This window comes from Granulicella sp. S156, from assembly GCF_009766105.1.
Lineage (GTDB): Bacteria > Acidobacteriota > Terriglobia > Terriglobales > Acidobacteriaceae > Granulicella.
Genome location: NZ_LMUH01000026.1, coordinates 98,033 through 115,134 on the forward strand (window position 1 = coordinate 98,033; position 17,102 = coordinate 115,134).

The window sequence follows — 17,102 nt, forward strand, 5'->3', positions numbered from 1 at the left end:
CAAATGGATCGCCAGCTACTCATTGACGCTATTCCTCATTGCCTGACGGAGACCAACCTGCCTTTGCTGGACAAGTATCCCGGCAAGGTACGCGATACCTATGACCTCGGTAACGAGCGTTTACTGCTCGTCACTACCGATCGTCAGAGTGGTTTCGACCGCATGCTTGGTGCGATTCCATTCAAGGGCCAGGTGCTCAACCGCACCTCGCTGCACTGGTTCACGGCGACGAAGCACATCGTCGGAAACCATGTGCTCGGCAGTCCGCATGCGAACGCGCTGCTGGCGCGCAAGTGCAAGGTGCTGCCGATTGAGTTCGTCGTCCGCGGCTACCTCACCGGTTCGACCGACACTTCTATCTGGACGCAGTATGCGAAGGGTGTGCGTCAGTACTACGACCTCACGCTGCCCGACGGCATGCGCAAGAACGAGAAGCTGCAGCAGAACATCGTGACGCCGACGACGAAGGAGACCGCGCACGATCGCCCGATCACGGCGGAGGAGATCGTCACTGAGGGCTGGCTGACGGCGGAGCAGTGGGAGTTCTGTTCCGCGAAGGCGCTTGCGCTGTTCGCCTTCGGCCAGAAGATCGCGGCGGAGCATGGATTGATTCTTGTCGATACCAAGTACGAGTTTGGCGTCGCTGGTGATGGCGAGATCCTGCTGATCGACGAGATCCACACGCCGGACTCCAGCCGCTACTGGCTGGCCGATAGCTATGCGTCACGACTGGCTGCAGGGCAGGAGCCGGAGATGATCGACAAGGAGTTCTTCCGGCTATGGTTTCGCGAGCGCTGCGATCCCTACAAGGATGCGATTCTTCCGGTGCCTCCCGATGACCTCATCGCAGAACTGGCCTCGCGTTACATTCAACTCTTCGAAAAGATCACGGGTACGGTGTTCGTGCCGGACCTGCGTCCGTTGGACGCCACGGTTATAGCGAGTTTATCGGCATGAAGGAAACGATCCTCATCATCGGCTCGGGCGCGCGTGAGCATGCCATTGCCGAAGCACTGGCGCGTTCGCCGCAACGGCCTAAGCTGATCTGTTTCAGCGGCGCACGCAATCCGGGGATTGCAGCGCTCTGTGCGGCGTATGGGATTGGCAGCATCGTGGACCCGAAGAGGGTAGTCGCGTTTGCTGCCGAGCACGCGCCGACGATGGCGATCGTCGGTCCCGAAGCGCCGCTGGCGGTAGGGGTTGCCGATGCGCTGTGGACGGCAAAGATTCCTGTCGTAGGCCCGACACAGGCACTGGCGCGTATCGAATCGAGCAAGGGCTTCGCCCGTGAGCTGCTGGCAAAGCACAACATCCCCGGCAACCCCTTCTTTCAGCGGTTCGAGTCGCTCGATGGTCTGGAGGCAGTCCTCACGCGTTTTCCGAATCAGCACGTCATCAAGGATGATGGACTGGCTGGCGGCAAGGGCGTAAAGGTCTGCGGCGATCATCTGCTGTCGTTGGACGATAGCCTCGCCTTCTGCCATGAGCTTGCCGCGGCCGGCCATCCGTTTGTTATTGAAGAGAAGATCGAAGGCGAAGAGTTTTCTCTGATGAGTTTCTGCGATGGTAAGACCCTACGTCATATGCCCGCGGTACAGGACCACAAACGTGCCTACGAGGGAGACAAGGGCCCGAACACCGGCGGTATGGGAACCTACACGGATGCAGACCACAAGCTGCCATTTCTGACCGATGCCGATATCGCCGCCGCTCAGTCGATCAATGAGCGCGTAGCGAAAGCGCTGGCCGAGGACTGTGGCGCTCCCTATCGGGGCATCTTGTATGGTGGCTTTATGGCGACGAAGGACGGCGTCAAGCTGATCGAATACAACGCACGCTTTGGGGACCCGGAGTCTCTCAATCTGCTGTCGCTGCTCGAAACGGACTTCGTTGCGGTGTGCCGCTCTATCGTCGATCAAACCCTGGATCAACAGTCGGTCGACTTCGCACGCGAAGCCAGCGTCTGCAAGTACATCGTGCCTGACGGATATCCCGATACGCCACGCAAGGGCGATGCGGTGCATCTTCCAACGCAATTGCCGCCGGATGTCACGCTGTTTTTGAGTGCTGTCGATGTCAAGGAGGGGCAACTGATCGCGACCGGCTCGCGCACTGTTGCGGTTGTTGGTAAAGCCGCAACCATCGCTCAAGCAGAGGTGCTGTGCGAGCAGGTGGTGCAGCAGATACCCGGCCCCTTCTTCCATCGCGTGGATATCGGTACGGCTACGCTCATTGATCGCCGGGTGGAACATATGAAATCGCTGAGGTCTGCATGAGTCTGAAGGTTGGAGTTCTTGGCTCAACTCGCGGTACTGCGTTGCAGGGAGTTATCGACGCGATCGCAGGCGGCACGCTGGATGTAGATCTCGCGCTGATTGTGTCGGATAAGGCGACAGCGCCAATTCTGCAGCGCGCTGCGGATCACGGCATTCCGTCCGTCTCTCTTTCGCCTGCGGGGCTTACGCGTGAGGTGTACGACGCGCAGGTAACCGAGGCCCTGCAACAGGCGGGCGTACAGCTCGTTCTGCTGATCGGCTATATGCGCATCGTCTCCGCATCGTTCGTGGCTGCGTGGCGTGGGCGGCTGCTCAATGTGCACCCCTCGCTGCTGCCGGCCTTTGGCGGCAAGATGAACAAGAGCGTGCATGAGGCGGTTCTGGCAGCAGGTGTAACCGAGACCGGCTGTACGATTCACCAGGTGACGGAAGATGTCGATGCCGGCCCGATTGTGTTGCAGAAGCGTTGCGCCGTGTTGCCGGGTGATACGGTGGACAGCCTGAAGGACCGTGTGCAGGCTCTGGAGCAGGAAGCCTTCGTCGAAGTCTTGCAGAGTTGGAGAGCTTAATGGCAAAGAAGAAAATTATCCAGGTCGGAATCATCATGGGCTCGAAGTCCGATTGGCCGACGATGGAAGAGGCCGCGAAGGTGCTGGACGAGTTCGGTATCGGCTATGAGGCCGAGGTGGTCTCCGCGCATCGCACGCCGGACAAGATGATGAAGTATGCGGAGAGCGCAAAGGACCGCGGTCTGCGCCTCATCATCGCGGGTGCGGGGGGAGCGGCGCACCTTCCCGGCATGGTCGCGGCCAAGACGAGCCTCCCTGTGCTCGGTGTTCCGGTGAAGAGCCGCGCGCTGGATGGATTGGATTCGCTGCTGTCGATCGCTCAGATGCCTGCGGGGATTCCCGTCGCAACGTTTGCCATTGGTGCAGCGGGAGCGAAGAACGCGGCCTTGTTTGCGGCGGCGATTCTTGCGCATGAAGATAAGACCCTCGCGCAGAAGCTGGAAAAATTCCGCAGCACGCAGACCAAAACCGTATTGAAGAATCCGAATCCGCGCGTATGACACAGACTCTTCGGCCACAAGTCGGTATCCTCGGCGCTGGACAACTCGCGCTCATGCTGGCGCAGGCCGCCAAGCCGCTCGGCGTGCAGATACTCTGCGCGGGCCAGCCCGGTGACTGTGCCGAACAGGTTGCGCAGGTGGTCCCCGTCGACCTGGACGATGCTGCAGCAGTCGCCGCATTTGCCGCGCAGGTTGATCTTGTCACCATCGAAAGTGAAAACATCCATGCTGCTGTGCTGCATGGACTGAATCTCTATCCGAATGCGCGGGCTGTCGGTATCGCACAGGACCGCTTGCCGGAGAAGCGTTTCTTTCAATCGTGCGGCATCGGCGTCGCGCCGTTTGCCTCTGTCGACAGCCTGCAGGATCTGGAGCGAGCAATAGAGTCCACCGGGCTGCCGGCGATCCTCAAGACCCGTCGCATGGGCTATGACGGCAAGGGGCAGGTGCGGTTGTATCGCCCAGAAGATGCGGCTGCTGCATGGGATGAGATCGGAGGCGTGCCCTGCATTCTCGAGGGCATGCTGCGGTTCGATGCGGAGGTGTCCCTGATCGCGGCACGCAGCCGGATAGGACAGATTGTGTTCTATCCGCTGATCCAGAACCATCATCGCGATGGCATTCTGCGAACCTCCATCGCGCCTTATGCCCATGCGGAGAGTCTGCAGGGGCAAGCTGAGGCTCACATGACAAAAGTGCTCGAAGAGCTCGACTATGTCGGTGTGCTGGCTATTGAGTTCTTCGTGCAGGGAGAGATGCTGCTGGCCAACGAGATGGCGCCGCGCGTCCATAACTCAGGGCATTGGACGATTGAAGGCTCAAAGACTTCGCAGTTTGAAAATCATCTGCGCGCCATTCTCGGTATGGAGCTCGGCAGCACGGAGAGCCGTCCGACGGTCATGCTGAACTGCATTGGAACGATGCCTCTGGTGGCGGAGACGGAGCAGTTTCCAACGCTGTCTCGGCACGACTATGGCAAAGAGGCAAGGCCTGGCCGCAAGGTCGGGCATCTGACGTTTCCGGCGTCTGCATCTGCGGATATTGCGGAGTGGCAACGGCTTTTGGAAACTTAGAACAAGCCATAAATCCGGGTGCCCCATCTTCGGCGCGTTTTTTGCGCCTAAGGTGGGCATCGCGCGAATAGCGCGACCGCTCCTGCCCATGTTTGTTTTATGGATGGCGTTTGTACTATCACGCTGGGTATCGACGCGAAGGCCTGTGGGCGTAAAAGCGTGGGCAGGAGCGATCGCCCTTCGGGCGATGCCCACCCTAGCCGCGATGAAGCCGCGCCGAGGGTGGGGCACCCGATCCCATACCGCTTCACCGTAATACGGAACCTGCTCTAGAAGAGCAGTTCTACTACTGTGGCTTAGGACCGTCTTCCTGTTCCACTTCTTTGCCCTCGCCAGGGAAAGGCCAGGTGCGGTTGAGGGGTTGCGTCTCTTCGCGGACAGGCTTGGGCACTTTGTCGATCTTCAGGTTCTCGAAGACATGCACCCCTAGTTTGCCTGCGCTGGCGAGGTCGATATCTCCGTCGTGGTCGAAGTCGGCCGCAACAAACTGAGTTCCGGCACTGGCTGTGCCATTGACCGAAAGTGCAATACGGGTGAAGACCGGGTCGTCTTTGCTGTCAGCGATTCGCATCGTGCCTGAGGCCGGTTGCTGTGCCCCTTTGGAGTGGCCTTTGGAAGGAGGAAACGATGCGGCGGTAGGAAGTTTGTACGCGTAGACGACGACAGGGTCATAAGATCCGGGGTCGTCGCCGGCGTGACCACGATAGCGCTTCCCTGTGATTAGTTCCGGTGTGCCATCGCCATCGATGTCGACCAAGGCGAGCGCGTGCGACTGCGAGAAGGATTCGTCGATGGTATGGCGTATCCATACCCGGTGGGCAGGCGTTCCGGCTTGCTCCAGCCAGTAGAGACCATAGCCATGACCCTGGCCGTAGATGAGATCCATCTTGCCATCGTGGTTTACGTCGTAGCCGAGAATAGGAAAGCCGGTATCGCCAAGGTCCCAGTCCGCGTGCCACACCCATTTATCGTTGTCTGCGTCGATCTGCTCGAACCAGCCATGAGGTGTGAGGACATCGGCCTTTCCGTCACCGTTGATATCGACGATGCCGATGCCGTGTCCATCCTGTTCGGGACCGCCAAGGTGATGCACTCGTGGCTTGTCTTTGCTGAAGTCGACCCACAGAACACCCGAACGGTTGTAGTGCGCCAATGCGATGTCGGGCTTGCCATCACCGTTGATGTCGGCAAATGCCCCACCTTCGGTATCAAAGCTGTCGGTGATCTTTTCGGCCTTCCACTGCTCGCCGGCTGCAACCGCCTTGGGCCCCGGATTGCGATACCACCACAGGCCGCCGGAGATCCATCCGGTGGTGACGAGATCAGGCAGGCCATCGTGATCCACATCGACGACCCATTCCCCGCAGTCGTTCACGAACTCGTTGTGAATGCCAACAGTTCGGAACTGGTGCTGCTTCCACTCACCACCGTTCGCGCCGGGATTCTCATACCAGTAAGCGCCGCTGAGCAGATCGGTGAAACCATCGCCATTCATATCGAGCATGGAGATGCCCTCCGCGTGATCCGTGCCGAGGCGATGGACGAGAAATGCGATGCGAGATTCGCCGCCAGGGCCGTTGCCGGGATGTTGCATGCGGAACTCGGTAGCGTGAGCGGGGTCCTGTGCTTGCGCGGCGTTGATCGCAACGAGGGGTAACAGGAACGCGAGGTGCTTCAGAGACAGTTTCACAGTACACTCCATCGAATCGGAAGGTTATACGATCTTCATGGTTTCAGGATTCCAGTGCACGACGCTATCGCGGTCGACACTGAGGTTGCAGAGCAAAGCAGCGCCCGCGGCGCGGAAACCAAAGGTCGCGTCTTCCACGACTGGTTTGCGAGTACGCACAGCGTCGAAGAAGTTGTGGAAGTGGTCGTAGCTATCCAGGTAGCCATCGGGGACGACGAAGGTTTCGACGTCGCGCGGCGGTGGGCCGGCAGGATGCTCGATGGGATATTTCTTGCGGTACTCATCAACGTACTGTTTCTGCATGGCGTCGGCGAAGGTAGAGACCGTGTAGCCGGGCTCCTTCGACATGGGACTGCGGGTGACGGTGACGGATCTTGTGGTGATCTCCATCTGTCCTTCGGACCCGGTGAAGAGGAAGCCTTCGCTCTCCTCACCGCCATCGACAAAGTTGACGCGTAGGCTGAGGTTGAAGCCCTCCGGGTAATCGAGCAAGCCGAGGAGAACATCATCGACGTCGCGGCCGTCCTTCCAATAGCGGAGGCCGCCGGTGGCCATGGCACGTGTGGGGCCGTGCGAGCCCGTGATGAAGTGCGTACCGCTAAAGAGATGCACGAACAGATCTCCGGCCACACCAGAGCCGTAGTCTTTCCACTTGCGCCACTGGAAGAAGCGTTCGCCTGAGAATGGAATTTTGGGGGCGGAGCCGAGGAAACGAGGCCAGTCGCAGGTCTCGGGCGAGGCATCGAGCGGGACGGAGTAATTCCAGGCGCCGGTGGACGAGTTGCGGTCCCAGCGCGCGGTGACCATGTTGAGCTTGCCGATGGCGCCGGAAGCAAGCAGATCCCGCGCCTTGGAGTAGAGAATGTTGCTGACGCGCTGGCTGCCTACCTGCAGAATGCGGTTGGTCGATCGGGCCGCCTCAATGATCTGTGGGCCATCCGAGTAGAGATGGATCATGGGCTTTTCGAGATAGACATCCTTGCCGGCGTGCATGGCGTCCACGGCGGCCTGTTTATGCCAGTGATCGGGTGTTGCAATCAGAACGGCGTCGACATCTTTGCGGCTGAGAATCTCGCGGTAGTCGCGGGTGGTGAAGATATCGGCGCCCCAGAGTTCCTTCGCATGGGTCAGGCGGCCGTCGTAGCAATCGGCCACAGCAACGAGTTTGACGCCAGGAACCTGGATGGCTGTTTTGGTGTCAAACTGCCCCTGGATACCCGCGCCGATGAGCGCTAGCTGGATGTTGTCATTCGGCGACCGCGGGGACGCCTCCTGTGCAAACAAGGGGCGAAGGTAGGATGCAGTGCCGGCTAGAGCTGCAGCCTTTGCAGCCGATTGAAGGAAATTTCTACGATCGAAGTAACGCATTGCTTGCTCATCCTCGTGATGTGATGGTGCCGCTGGAATCGGTACCACTATAGAGGAATGAACAGGACATTGTGAAATACGAACTTTCGTATACCTTGTTAACTCGCTCCAGCAGCGCAAAAAAAACACGCCGAAGATGGCCCCCCGACCGGAGGGGAGAATACTTTGTCATAAGCACTGTCTCCGTCGCGTACCGTTGCGAACCGCCGCGCCCGTTGCGTCAGAGCTTTTCGGGCGCCCGAGTTGGCAGTACTATCAGTTGCTTGAGTCTGTCTTCGTGTCCTTCTCAATCGCCTTCAGCACAATGTCCTTCGTCAGCAGCTCCGGCAGGACGTCTGGGTTGGAGGTTTTGCCCGCCGGGTAAATGACGTACGTAGGAACACCGCTGCGTCCCAATGAGCCAAGCTCTTCTGTAATCTGCGGGTCATACTGGGTCCAGTCGGCCTTGAGCAACTGCACCTGGTTGCTGATGAGTTTCTTCTCAACATCGGATGAACGCAGAACGGCACGTTCGTTGACCTGGCAGCTCAGGCACCAGGCCGCAGTGAAGTCGATGAAGACGGGCTTGCCTGAGGCGCGTGCGGCATCGAAGTTCGCCTGCGTGTAGGGCTGCCAGACGAGTGTCTCAACTGTGGGCTTACGCAACGGAAAGTAAAGCGCTCCTGCGATCAACAAAACGGCGACGATCCCCGAACCCCATTTGGCGGGCCAACGCCCTAGTGCCCAGCCTGCAATGGCCAGCACCAGGAAGCAGGCCATCAGAGCGACGATGCGGTCGATGCCATCGTTTGCGTAGAGGTGTCCGAAGACCCATGCGAGCCATATGGCAGTGGCGAACAGGATGACCGAGGTGAGCTGCTTGAGCACCTCCATCCAGGCGCCGGGCTTGGGCAGAATGCTCGTCCACTGCGGTTGCATGGTGAGTGCGAGGTAGGGCAGCGCGAGGCCGAGCGCCAGCGCCGTGAATACGAGGAAGGTGAGCCACGCCGGCTGTGCCAGTGCAAAGCCGATGGCCGCGCCCATCAGCGGGCCTGTGCAGGGCGTTGCGACGACGGTGGCGAGCACGCCGGTAAAGAAGCTGCCTGTCAGGCCTTGCTTCTTGGCCAGGCCTCCACCAGCGCTGGTGAGAGAGAGCCCGAGTTCAAACTGCCCCGCGAGCGACAGTGCGAGGAAGAAGAAGAACGCGGCCAGCACGGCAACGAACGCCGGTGACTGAAGCTGGAAGCCCCAGCCCAGTTCTTTGCCTGTCGTCCGCAGCACGAGCAGCACGGCGACCACGACCCAGAACGAGAAGACGATTCCCAGCGTGTAGACAAGCCCATGAGCTCGCTGGCGTCCGCGCTCTTCCGTGGAGGAGTGCACCAGCGCCATGCCCTTGAGGAACAGCACGGGGAAGACGCAGGGCATAAGGTTGAGCAGCAATCCGCCCAGGAACGCGAGGCCGATGGCGCTGAACAGGGTCACATCTTTTGCGCTGGTGGTATCGGAGCTCTTTCTTCCTCCCGCAGCGGTGGGCACTTCGCCAGGCACGACCTTGGCTGTAAATTCGTAGGCCTCGGTGTCGGTCAGTTTGAGGAGTCCGTGAAGCGTTGCGGGCAGGGGCGCGAGCTGCTTAGAAGAGGTCGAATCGGAGGCGCGCTGCACTCGAACCCGTATGCCATCCGGCAGCGGTTCGACGGTCTGGTCGGCGGCATTGTCGATCTGTTCCTGATCGAACGGGTAGAACTCAGCCTCCTGCTCGCGTCCGCCGGTTTTCAGGGTGATGACGAACTCTTTGGCTCCGCCCATCACAGCAACACTCATATCCGGACGCAGAGACTTGGGAAGGCTCGTGACCGCTTCGCCGAGCGCGCCGACGACCGGAGGCGCCGGCAATGGACCTTTCACAACGTCGAGATCGAGCCCGAGATGCGCTTTGCCCGGCAGGCACTGACTGCTGCACACCAGCCAGTTCACATGGGCGTCCAGGTGAACTTTGCCGGGTTTTAAGGTGGGTGCGGCGGTTACGGTAAAGGGAAAGGCGACCTGGTCTTCATAGCCGAAGTCCATCAGCGGACCGAGCGGAAGCTGCGATGGGGGAGGAAACTGCATCGGACCAGCTGTAATGCCCGTGGGAAGCGTCCAGGTGATCCGGGGCGGCTCGCCGGAGTCTCCGGCGTTGATCCAGTAGACGTGCCAGTGTTCCTCAATGGTGATGACCAGACCCGCCTGCACCTGGCCGCCAACGGCGACCTGTGGGGACAACGCGGTGAGCTCCACGGTGAGATGCGGGGCTTTTACGGGGCCAGGGCCGCCGTCGCCGACCTCGGCGATCTGCGCGCGGGCTGCAGGAGCAGCGGCGCAAAGCATAAGGGCAATCATGGCCGATGTGAAGCGCAGCAGGTCGCGAAGGGAACGTCGTAGATCCATTTGGTTATTGTAGAAGCTCATGGAAGATGTACATATCTGAACGTTGTCATCTCCATTGACCCATGCTCCCACCTTCGGTCGAAGCATGGGTATAGGGGAACGCGAACCGGCAGTGTTGCTGGCACGAGTAAACTGAGGGTTTCGTCAAACCGTCAATAGTGGTAAAGGTGCTGCATTGCACCCGAGTGAACAAAAAACGTCTACCCCGGGGACCCCGCTTTCCGGTCGAGATGAAATGTTGGGTGGGGCAAGGCAGCCTCCTCGGTTACAATCAGAGGTTAATGGGGCCGGTATCGAGTGATCGGCTTGAGCGGTTTCTCCAAGGTTTGTTAGGAGCAGTTTTGCACGGAGTAGCGATGCAACAAGCAGCAGCAAAGGGGAGGCGCCATTCTCTGGCCATCCTCACGACGGGTCTCGCAGCGGTGCTCTTTACGTCCGGTTGCGGCAACCAGTACCGCCCGGTCGTCACAGCCACCAACCCTGTCGGCCCCGCCGGACAGCCCACAAAGTATGCCGTGGCGATCTCCAACCCAGGGACAGGTCTGACAGGGTTGATCACTATTGTTGATGTTTCGGGTGATACGGTGCTTTCGACGCCGAATATTGGCCCTGCCAGCAATAATAATTTTATTCTTCCGCCCACTAGCCGTACCTGCCCGGTCAATCCGAATATCTTTTCGATCGACATAGCCACTGGCTCTACAGGGTTTATCGTCAACCCCAATTCTGCTTCGTGCACTACCTCTTCCACCTCAGGGGGGGGCTTTGCAGACTTTCCTCTCAGCCTTCCGACAAGCCTGCTGTCCCAGGACGTTGTGCAGTCTACGCTTGCGACCGGAGCGAATCCAACTAGTGTAGAGGCCATCACGGTGATCAGCACCGGTTCGACAGTCTTCGTCACCCAGGCTGGAGACTCGTCGCTCAGCCCGGCCGTTCCGGCATCCATTGCTGCGCTGAACGTTACCTCCGGCCCCTCTCTGCTGCAGTCCATCACCTTCGCCGACCCGACTCAGGTACCCGCGTTTGTGGTTGGGTATGACGGCACGCAGCGCGTCTATGCGCTCAGCGAGCCAAGCGCGGGTGGCCTCGGAGAAGCGTCGGCCATCGAAGGCACGCAGTTAGCTATCTCCGCCACGATCCCGGTGGGGATAAATCCGGTCTATGGGGTGATGACCTCCGACGCCAAACGGGCCTACATCCTTAACCAGGGATCGGGCACGGTTTCGGTGATCAACGTAGTGAACAATGCACTGGATACCGGGGTGCAGTATCCCCAACAGCCGGATGGCACAACTCCGCCGGTTGGCACGATTCCCCTGCCGAATATCACGACCCCGAGTGGGACCACCGCTCCTAATCCGGTATGGGCGGACTACACCCTGACGACTAACGAACTGGTGGTACTGAACCAGGGTGATGGCGTGAATCCTGGGTCTTTGAGCCTCATCAATATTCCGCTTTGCAATATCAACACGCAGCCAGCAAATCCCAATTGCAGCACGACCAATCCAACCGATGCGACGGGTTTTGGAACAATCGTGGCAACCATTCCTGTGGGCATCAATCCGACGATGGTTTCGATGCTGGTAGATGGTACCCAGGCCTATGTTGTGAACTCGGGCACTACGGGTACGGGAGCTGGAGCTTCTGTGAGTGTTGTGAATCTCTCTAACTATCAGGTGACGACAATTCCATATGGTGCTGATGTACCCGATACTACGGGCAGCGTGGCAAATACGGTCTTCGGCCATCCGAACACGGTATCGGCGACTACAGGATCGCCGACCGGCAAGGTGTACATTACGTCGCCGGATGACAGATACCTGACTATCCTTCGCACCGATAACAACACCGTCCAGGCGCATATCAACCTCCAGGGAACGGGTGTTCGTGTGCTGGTTAATGAACGATAGTAGCTGGGCTATTGGACCTATACAAGAGACCCGCCCCTGGGGGCGGGTCTCTCGCATTAGGGGAAGCTTGAAACCTCACCCCATGAAGATGCTGGCACAATACAGGGCGTACAAAAACAACAGTTTGCGTCCGCCAGGATAATTCCAAACGTTTCCGGATAATCCTTTCATATTATTGATAATAAATGAGTTATTCTTGATTTTCAACTTAGCCCGAATCGGCACGACTGCTCGTTTATGTCGTTTGCACCCCATCCCGGCTGCACGATTTGAACCAGGATCGCATTTGAATTTTGCAAGTGGCTCATCGGTCATTTGGAAAGATTGACAGGCAACAGCGCCTATGAAACTTCGTCTTGACAAGCTATTGGTAGATCGCGGGTTGGCGGCTTCTCGTGAACGTGCGCAGGCCCTCATTCTGGCTGGGCGAGTGCTCGTCGAGGAGCAGCGCGTCGATAAGCCTGGGACAGCCGTCGAGGCAGAGGCTTCTCTACGCATGCTGGGTGACGACCTGCGCTTTGTCGGGCGTGGAGGCCTCAAGCTGGAACATGCGCTCGAGACATGGTCGATTGCCGTGGAGGGCCTTGCCTGTGCCGATATCGGCGCCTCTACCGGCGGTTTTACCGACTGCCTGTTGCAGCGCAATGCAGCCAGCGTGCTGGCGGTCGATACGGGTTATGGTCAGATCGCGCACAAGCTGCGTGTAGACCCGCGCGTGACGCTTCTGGAGCGTACGAATGCCCGTACGCTTACGCCCGGGTCTCTGTTGCCGCATGCGCCGCAGCCAGTCCTCTTTTTTTGCATGGACGTCAGCTTTATCTCGGCGACCCTGGTGCTGCCTGCGGTTGTGGCGGCGCTTGCTCCAGAGGGCAGTCGCTGGGCCGGGAATGCGGTCATTCTCGTAAAGCCTCAGTTTGAGGCAGGGCGCGAGCACGTCGGTAAGGGTGGCATCGTTCGCGATCCGGCGGCGCAGCAGCTCGCAGTCGACCGCGTCGAAGCCGCTGTGCGTGGACTCGGAGGCGAGGCACTTGCGCTGATCGATTCGCCGATACTTGGCATGGAAGGGAACCGCGAGTTTCTGCTGCGGGCCCGTTTTGGAGCAACTCCCGTATCACTGTGAAGTGGACAAACCCTGCGAGTGCTGTTTTTCTTGGAAAAAAACAGCGTATAGACCTGTGACTCGCTCTACATCTATACGGGAGTTGCTCAGCATGACGCGGTTACACTTACACTACTCATAATGCCGATAGCCGCCATCATCTCCAAGCCGCAAAAGCCCGAGCTGGAAACTCTCCTGCCCGAACTGATCACGTGGCTCAAAGAACACGAGTTCGACTCAGTTCTCGATCCTGAGAGTGCGGCCTACATTGGCCGCAGCAACGATGCTATCGAGCGGCCGGAGTTACCATGCCATGAACCCTCGATTGTGATCTCGCTCGGCGGTGACGGGACTTTGCTCTCGGCGGCGCGGGCGTTTGCCAAGACCGATACCCCTATTCTCGGGGTCAATCTTGGCTCCCTCGGATTTTTGACCGAGGTGCCGCTGGCTGAGCTGTACATGACGTTTGAAGCATGGATGCAGGGCAAAGCCATCGTCGATGCGCGCAGCCTGATGCACGCGGAGCTTATACGCGATGGCCAGCCATTTCGTCAGTGGGACGCGCTGAATGACGTCGTGCTCTCCAAAGGCGCTATCGCTCGCATGGGTGAGTTTGCAATCGAACTAGACGGTCAATTCGTAGCCCGCTTCCGCGCCGACGGCGTCATCGTCTCCACACCTACCGGCTCAACAGCGTACACACTGGCAGCAGATGGCCCCATTCTGATTCCGAGTGTCGATGCGATGGTGCTTACGGCGATCTGCCCGCACCTGCTTACGATTCGGCCGATTGTTGTTCCAGGAAGCTCCGAGATCTGCGTTTCGGTCGACGGGGTACCGCATGAGACGTATCTCACGGTCGATGGGCAGGAGGCCGTAGAACTGCTGCTCGACGATCGTATCCTCTGTCGACGGTCGGAGCGCAGCGTACATCTACTGCGGCTGCATCCGAATGGGCTGTTCAACGTGTTGCGGTCGAAGTTGAGCTGGGGCGAGCGGTAAGGCTCTACTTGCCCAAATGCACCACGTTCGACACTGGATGGCAGAACACTTTGCCGTGGCTCAGCGCAATCCTGCGTTGTGCCAGCGCAGCCATCTCCGGGTCGTGGGTCACCATTACGATGGTGTGTCCGTTGCTGTGCAGCTCCGTCAGAATCTCCGCCACAATGCGTTGATTGGCTGCGTCGAGATTGCCGGTTGGTTCGTCGGCCAGCAGGATCGGTGGGTCGTTGATGAGAGCACGAGCGATGCAGACACGCTGCTGCTCACCCCCACTTAGTTCGCTGGGCAGATGATCGGCGCGATGGCCGAGACCGACGCGTTCGAGCGCCGCGCGCGCATCGTTTTCATGAGTCATGGAGTGAAAATACTGCGCCAGCATGACGTTTTCGAGTGCCGAGAGGTAAGGGATGAGGTGAAACTGCTGAAAGATGAATCCCACTTTGTCGGCGCGGAAGCGGTCAAGGTCGCCACCGCTCATTGCGTGGACTTCCGTGCTGTCGATGCGCAGCTTGCCGGCGGTCGGCGTGTCGAGGCAGCCGAGCAGGTTGACCAGCGTCGATTTGCCTGAACCAGAGGGTCCGGTGATGGCGACCCACTCGCCTGCACCGATGGTGAAGCTGGCATCGTTGAGCGCGTAGACCACTCCCGAACGTGATGGGTAGACACGCGAGACGCCGAGCAGTTCAATGACCGGGGCCGCGCCTTCAAGCATCGCTTCAGCGTGTTGCCGTTGTGCTTCTGAGACCATCTTCATGGTTGTTATTCACCCTTCAGCAGTGCGGCTGGTTGCAGGCCGCGGAGCACACGTGCGGGAAACAGCGCTGCACACGCCGCGATCACCAGGTTCAAGACTAAAACGAGCGGCAGCACCGACAGCCGAGGCCATGTGGCTGTGCCAAAATTCACCTCACCAATGGTCCAAGCCAGAGCCGATCCAAGGATATATCCGGCAACCACGCCGGCCGTGGCAATGGCCAGTGCTTCGAGCAGAAAGTGAGCGAATAGCTGGTTTTGTGACCCGCCCAGAGCCTTCATCAGCGCGAAGTCGCGGCGTCGTTCGAGCACACTAGCAGAAAGCGTTGCCAGCACGCTGACCGCGACGGTTAGTGCAATCAAGAGGACAGACCCGTACATCAGGGCATGGGTCTTGTCGACGATCCGCGATTCGCCTGCGACGAGTTGGCGTACAGGCTCGCTATGCAGTTGCGGCAGGTCATGCCGCAACTGGGATAGAACGGCGTTCACACGTTCTGCGCCGCCGGGAACCTGTATCTCGAGCACGCGAGGCTGCACGCCGGTCCAGCTCTCGAAGGCTGCAAGGGGCATATAGACGCGCGAGTCTTCATCTCCACCTGTACTCAGGCGCCCCGCGCCATGCAGTGTGACAGGTTGTCCCGCATAAGTGAGAGTCACATCATGCTCGTTGGCGATGAAACCGGCTGCGCGCTGGCCGAGCAAGGCCTGATTCTGTTGTGTAGGCCATTCGTTGACCTTCCACCACTTGTCGAGCTTCTGCATCGTGGCGAAGTCCACACCAGCGACGACAACCGGAGTCTTCCGGTCGGTGGTTGCGATGACGTAGGCAATAGGCGCGGTAAGCGAGTTGGTTCCCGCGATGTCTTGGACTTGTGTGATCTCGTCGGGCGTAACGGCGTCGCTGGTCGCGGTCACGATGACGTTCGCGCCAAAGCTGCGGAACTCGCGATGCAGCTTAGCGTCGAGGTCGGCATAGAGCGTAAGGAGCGCCGTGGCAACGGCCGCGGAGACTGTCAACGCGGCCAGCGCAGAGAAACTGCGTGCGCGGCGATGTGCGAGCGAGCGCAAGAGCATTTGGGGAAGCGAGATCTTTGTGCCGCCGATGCGCTTTGTCGGGGAGGTTGAGGCCATGCTCATGCGTTGGACCTCAGCACGGTTGAGGGGTCCATGCGCAAGGCACTGCGGATCGATGCAGTGCTTCCGGCGATGGCAACCAGCAGTGCCATGGCCAGCACTACCGGCAGCAGCACAGGGTTGAATGCGTGTTCCATGGCGAAGCGTTGCGTGATGCCTGAGGGCTCACCGAAGATCTTTGCGGTAAGCAGCGCCGCCAGCAGTGAGCCGACGGCGTACCCGACAACACCTGCGATGAGTGCGAGCAGTCCGGCTTCAGCGTAGAAGAGGGAAGCGATGCGGCCTTTGCTCGCACCAAGCGAGCGCATCAGGCCAATCTCGGTGCGGCGTTCGAGCACAGCTGTTGCCATCGCCGCGGATACCGCAACGGCAGCGGCCAGCAAGGCTGCTGCACTGACCAGCCACATCAGCCCGGCGATGCGTTCGAGGATCGTGCCTTCGCTCTGCTCCACCTGCCGTACCTGCTGGGCCTCTGCTCCGGGAATGGCTTCGCGAATCTGGTAGGCGATGGAATTGGCGTAGGGGCGGCAGTACCAGATGTCACGCTGCTTGGGGGCAAGGCTGTCGGGGTCTTTGCGCGCAAAGGCATCTTCAGGCTTGGTGCGAGCGCTGACATCCACGCGAGAAACGGCGTCGGGAAGACCGGCATATTGCTGTAGCGAACTGAGAGAAAAGACAGCCTTTGTTTCGGTAGCGTCACCTGTAGTGAGAATGCCTGTCACCGTGGCGGGTTCAGCCACATCTGAGACACCCAACACCATGAGGCGGTCGCCAATCGCTACCTTCAAGTCTTTCGCCAGTGCCGCACCGAGAACGATCTGATTGTTTTCCCGTGGCGCCGAACCCTGAAGCTTCCACCACGGATGCAACTGCGTTGCGCCGGTAATCAGGCTGGATTTGGCACTGCCGAAGTTGTGCTGGAACCAGAAACCAACCGCAGGAACGGGAGCAGGAGGAACGGCATCCATTTTGCCAAGGCTGATGGTGGCATCCAACTCCGGACTCAATCCGGTGATATTGTTCGCCCAGAAAATACCGTGCAGCTTCTCGAGATCGCTCTCATGCAGATATGCGCCGCCTGTCGCTGGCCGCAGCGTCTGGTCGCCGATCTTTACGTCGAGTGTGTCGGCCTTGGGGTAGACGGCGATGTTCGCGCCGTAGACCGCGAGTTCGCTGTGGATGCGGTCGCCGATGGTTGTCGCTAGTGCGAGCATCGCGGTGACCGCGGTGGTGCCGAGCAGGATCGCAAGACCCGCGAGCAGCTTGCGCCGCCGCTGTCGCACGAAGCTCTCACCCAGCATCCGTAGAAACAT

14 protein-coding genes are annotated in these 17,102 nt (G+C 59.4%); 8 read left to right on the top strand and 6 right to left on the bottom strand.

All coding sequences use genetic code 11. The features are described 5' to 3' along the window. The first annotated feature begins 3 nt into the window (after positions 1–3). Genes GSQ91_RS22020 through GSQ91_RS22040 form a run of 5 tightly spaced genes read left to right on the top strand, consistent with a single transcriptional unit; the run spans position 4 to position 4,418 of the window. The gene (locus GSQ91_RS22020; RefSeq protein ID WP_158823925.1) at positions 4–957 is read left to right on the top strand and encodes a phosphoribosylaminoimidazolesuccinocarboxamide synthase; all 954 of its coding nucleotides are present in this window, start codon (positions 4–6) and stop codon (positions 955–957) included. Continuing rightward, positions 954–2,276, top strand: a complete 1,323-nt coding sequence (purD, locus tag GSQ91_RS22025; RefSeq protein WP_158823926.1) for a phosphoribosylamine--glycine ligase — start codon at positions 954–956, stop codon at positions 2,274–2,276. The genes GSQ91_RS22020 and purD overlap by 4 nt, the downstream gene beginning before the upstream one ends. Then, on the top strand, positions 2,273–2,845 hold the full coding sequence (gene purN, locus GSQ91_RS22030) for a phosphoribosylglycinamide formyltransferase (protein ID WP_158823927.1): 573 nt from the start codon (positions 2,273–2,275) through the stop codon (positions 2,843–2,845). The genes purD and purN overlap by 4 nt, the downstream gene beginning before the upstream one ends. Beyond that, complete coding sequence (gene purE / locus GSQ91_RS22035; RefSeq protein ID WP_158823928.1) at positions 2,845–3,345, top strand: 5-(carboxyamino)imidazole ribonucleotide mutase; 501 nt, start codon at positions 2,845–2,847, stop codon at positions 3,343–3,345. Before purN ends, purE begins: the two co-directional genes overlap by 1 nt. Next, the gene (locus GSQ91_RS22040; RefSeq protein WP_158823929.1) at positions 3,342–4,418 is read left to right on the top strand and encodes a 5-(carboxyamino)imidazole ribonucleotide synthase; all 1,077 of its coding nucleotides are present in this window, start codon (positions 3,342–3,344) and stop codon (positions 4,416–4,418) included. Before purE ends, GSQ91_RS22040 begins: the two co-directional genes overlap by 4 nt. 286 nt (positions 4,419–4,704) lie before the next feature. On the opposite strand, the gene GSQ91_RS22045 is transcribed toward GSQ91_RS22040, so the two are convergent. From GSQ91_RS22045 to GSQ91_RS22055, 3 genes are all read right to left on the bottom strand, one after another. Beyond that, the gene (locus GSQ91_RS22045) at positions 4,705–6,108 is read right to left on the bottom strand and encodes a VCBS repeat-containing protein (protein ID WP_254064820.1); all 1,404 of its coding nucleotides are present in this window, start codon (positions 6,106–6,108) and stop codon (positions 4,705–4,707) included. A gap of 24 nt (positions 6,109–6,132) precedes the next feature. Further along, positions 6,133–7,476 (bottom strand): Gfo/Idh/MocA family protein, encoded by a 1,344-nt coding sequence (locus GSQ91_RS22050; protein WP_158823931.1) that lies wholly within the window; start codon positions 7,474–7,476, stop codon positions 6,133–6,135. Positions 7,477–7,731: 255 nt separating this feature from the next. Beyond that, positions 7,732–9,885 (bottom strand): protein-disulfide reductase DsbD, encoded by a 2,154-nt coding sequence (locus GSQ91_RS22055; RefSeq protein ID WP_254064821.1) that lies wholly within the window; start codon positions 9,883–9,885, stop codon positions 7,732–7,734. A gap of 356 nt (positions 9,886–10,241) precedes the next feature. Here GSQ91_RS22055 and GSQ91_RS22060 point away from each other — a divergent pair, with 356 nt between their 5' ends. The 3 genes from GSQ91_RS22060 (at position 10,242) to GSQ91_RS22070 (ending at position 13,899) form a co-directional block, all read left to right on the top strand. Further along, a complete protein-coding gene (locus GSQ91_RS22060; protein WP_158823933.1) occupies positions 10,242–11,798 on the top strand; it encodes a YncE family protein in 1,557 nt (518 codons plus the stop codon). A gap of 343 nt (positions 11,799–12,141) precedes the next feature. Then, on the top strand, positions 12,142–12,918 hold the full coding sequence (locus GSQ91_RS22065) for a TlyA family RNA methyltransferase (protein WP_158823934.1): 777 nt from the start codon (positions 12,142–12,144) through the stop codon (positions 12,916–12,918). A 120-nt stretch (positions 12,919–13,038) separates the two neighbouring features. Further along, complete coding sequence (locus tag GSQ91_RS22070) at positions 13,039–13,899, top strand: NAD(+)/NADH kinase (protein ID WP_158823935.1); 861 nt, start codon at positions 13,039–13,041, stop codon at positions 13,897–13,899. Positions 13,900–13,903: 4 nt separating this feature from the next. Here the strand turns inward: GSQ91_RS22070 and GSQ91_RS22075 are convergent, their stop codons facing one another. From GSQ91_RS22075 to GSQ91_RS22085, 3 genes are read right to left on the bottom strand one after another with little or no spacing between them, the layout of a single operon-like run. Continuing rightward, positions 13,904–14,653, bottom strand: a complete 750-nt coding sequence (locus GSQ91_RS22075) for an ABC transporter ATP-binding protein (protein ID WP_216845367.1) — start codon at positions 14,651–14,653, stop codon at positions 13,904–13,906. Between the two features lie 5 nt (positions 14,654–14,658). Further along, positions 14,659–15,792: an FtsX-like permease family protein gene (locus GSQ91_RS22080; protein WP_254064822.1), complete on the bottom strand. Its 1,134-nt coding sequence runs from the start codon at positions 15,790–15,792 to the stop codon at positions 14,659–14,661. Beyond that, positions 15,789–17,102, bottom strand: coding sequence for an ABC transporter permease (locus GSQ91_RS22085; protein ID WP_158823936.1), 1,314 nt, complete (start codon positions 17,100–17,102; stop codon positions 15,789–15,791). Before GSQ91_RS22085 ends, GSQ91_RS22080 begins: the two co-directional genes overlap by 4 nt.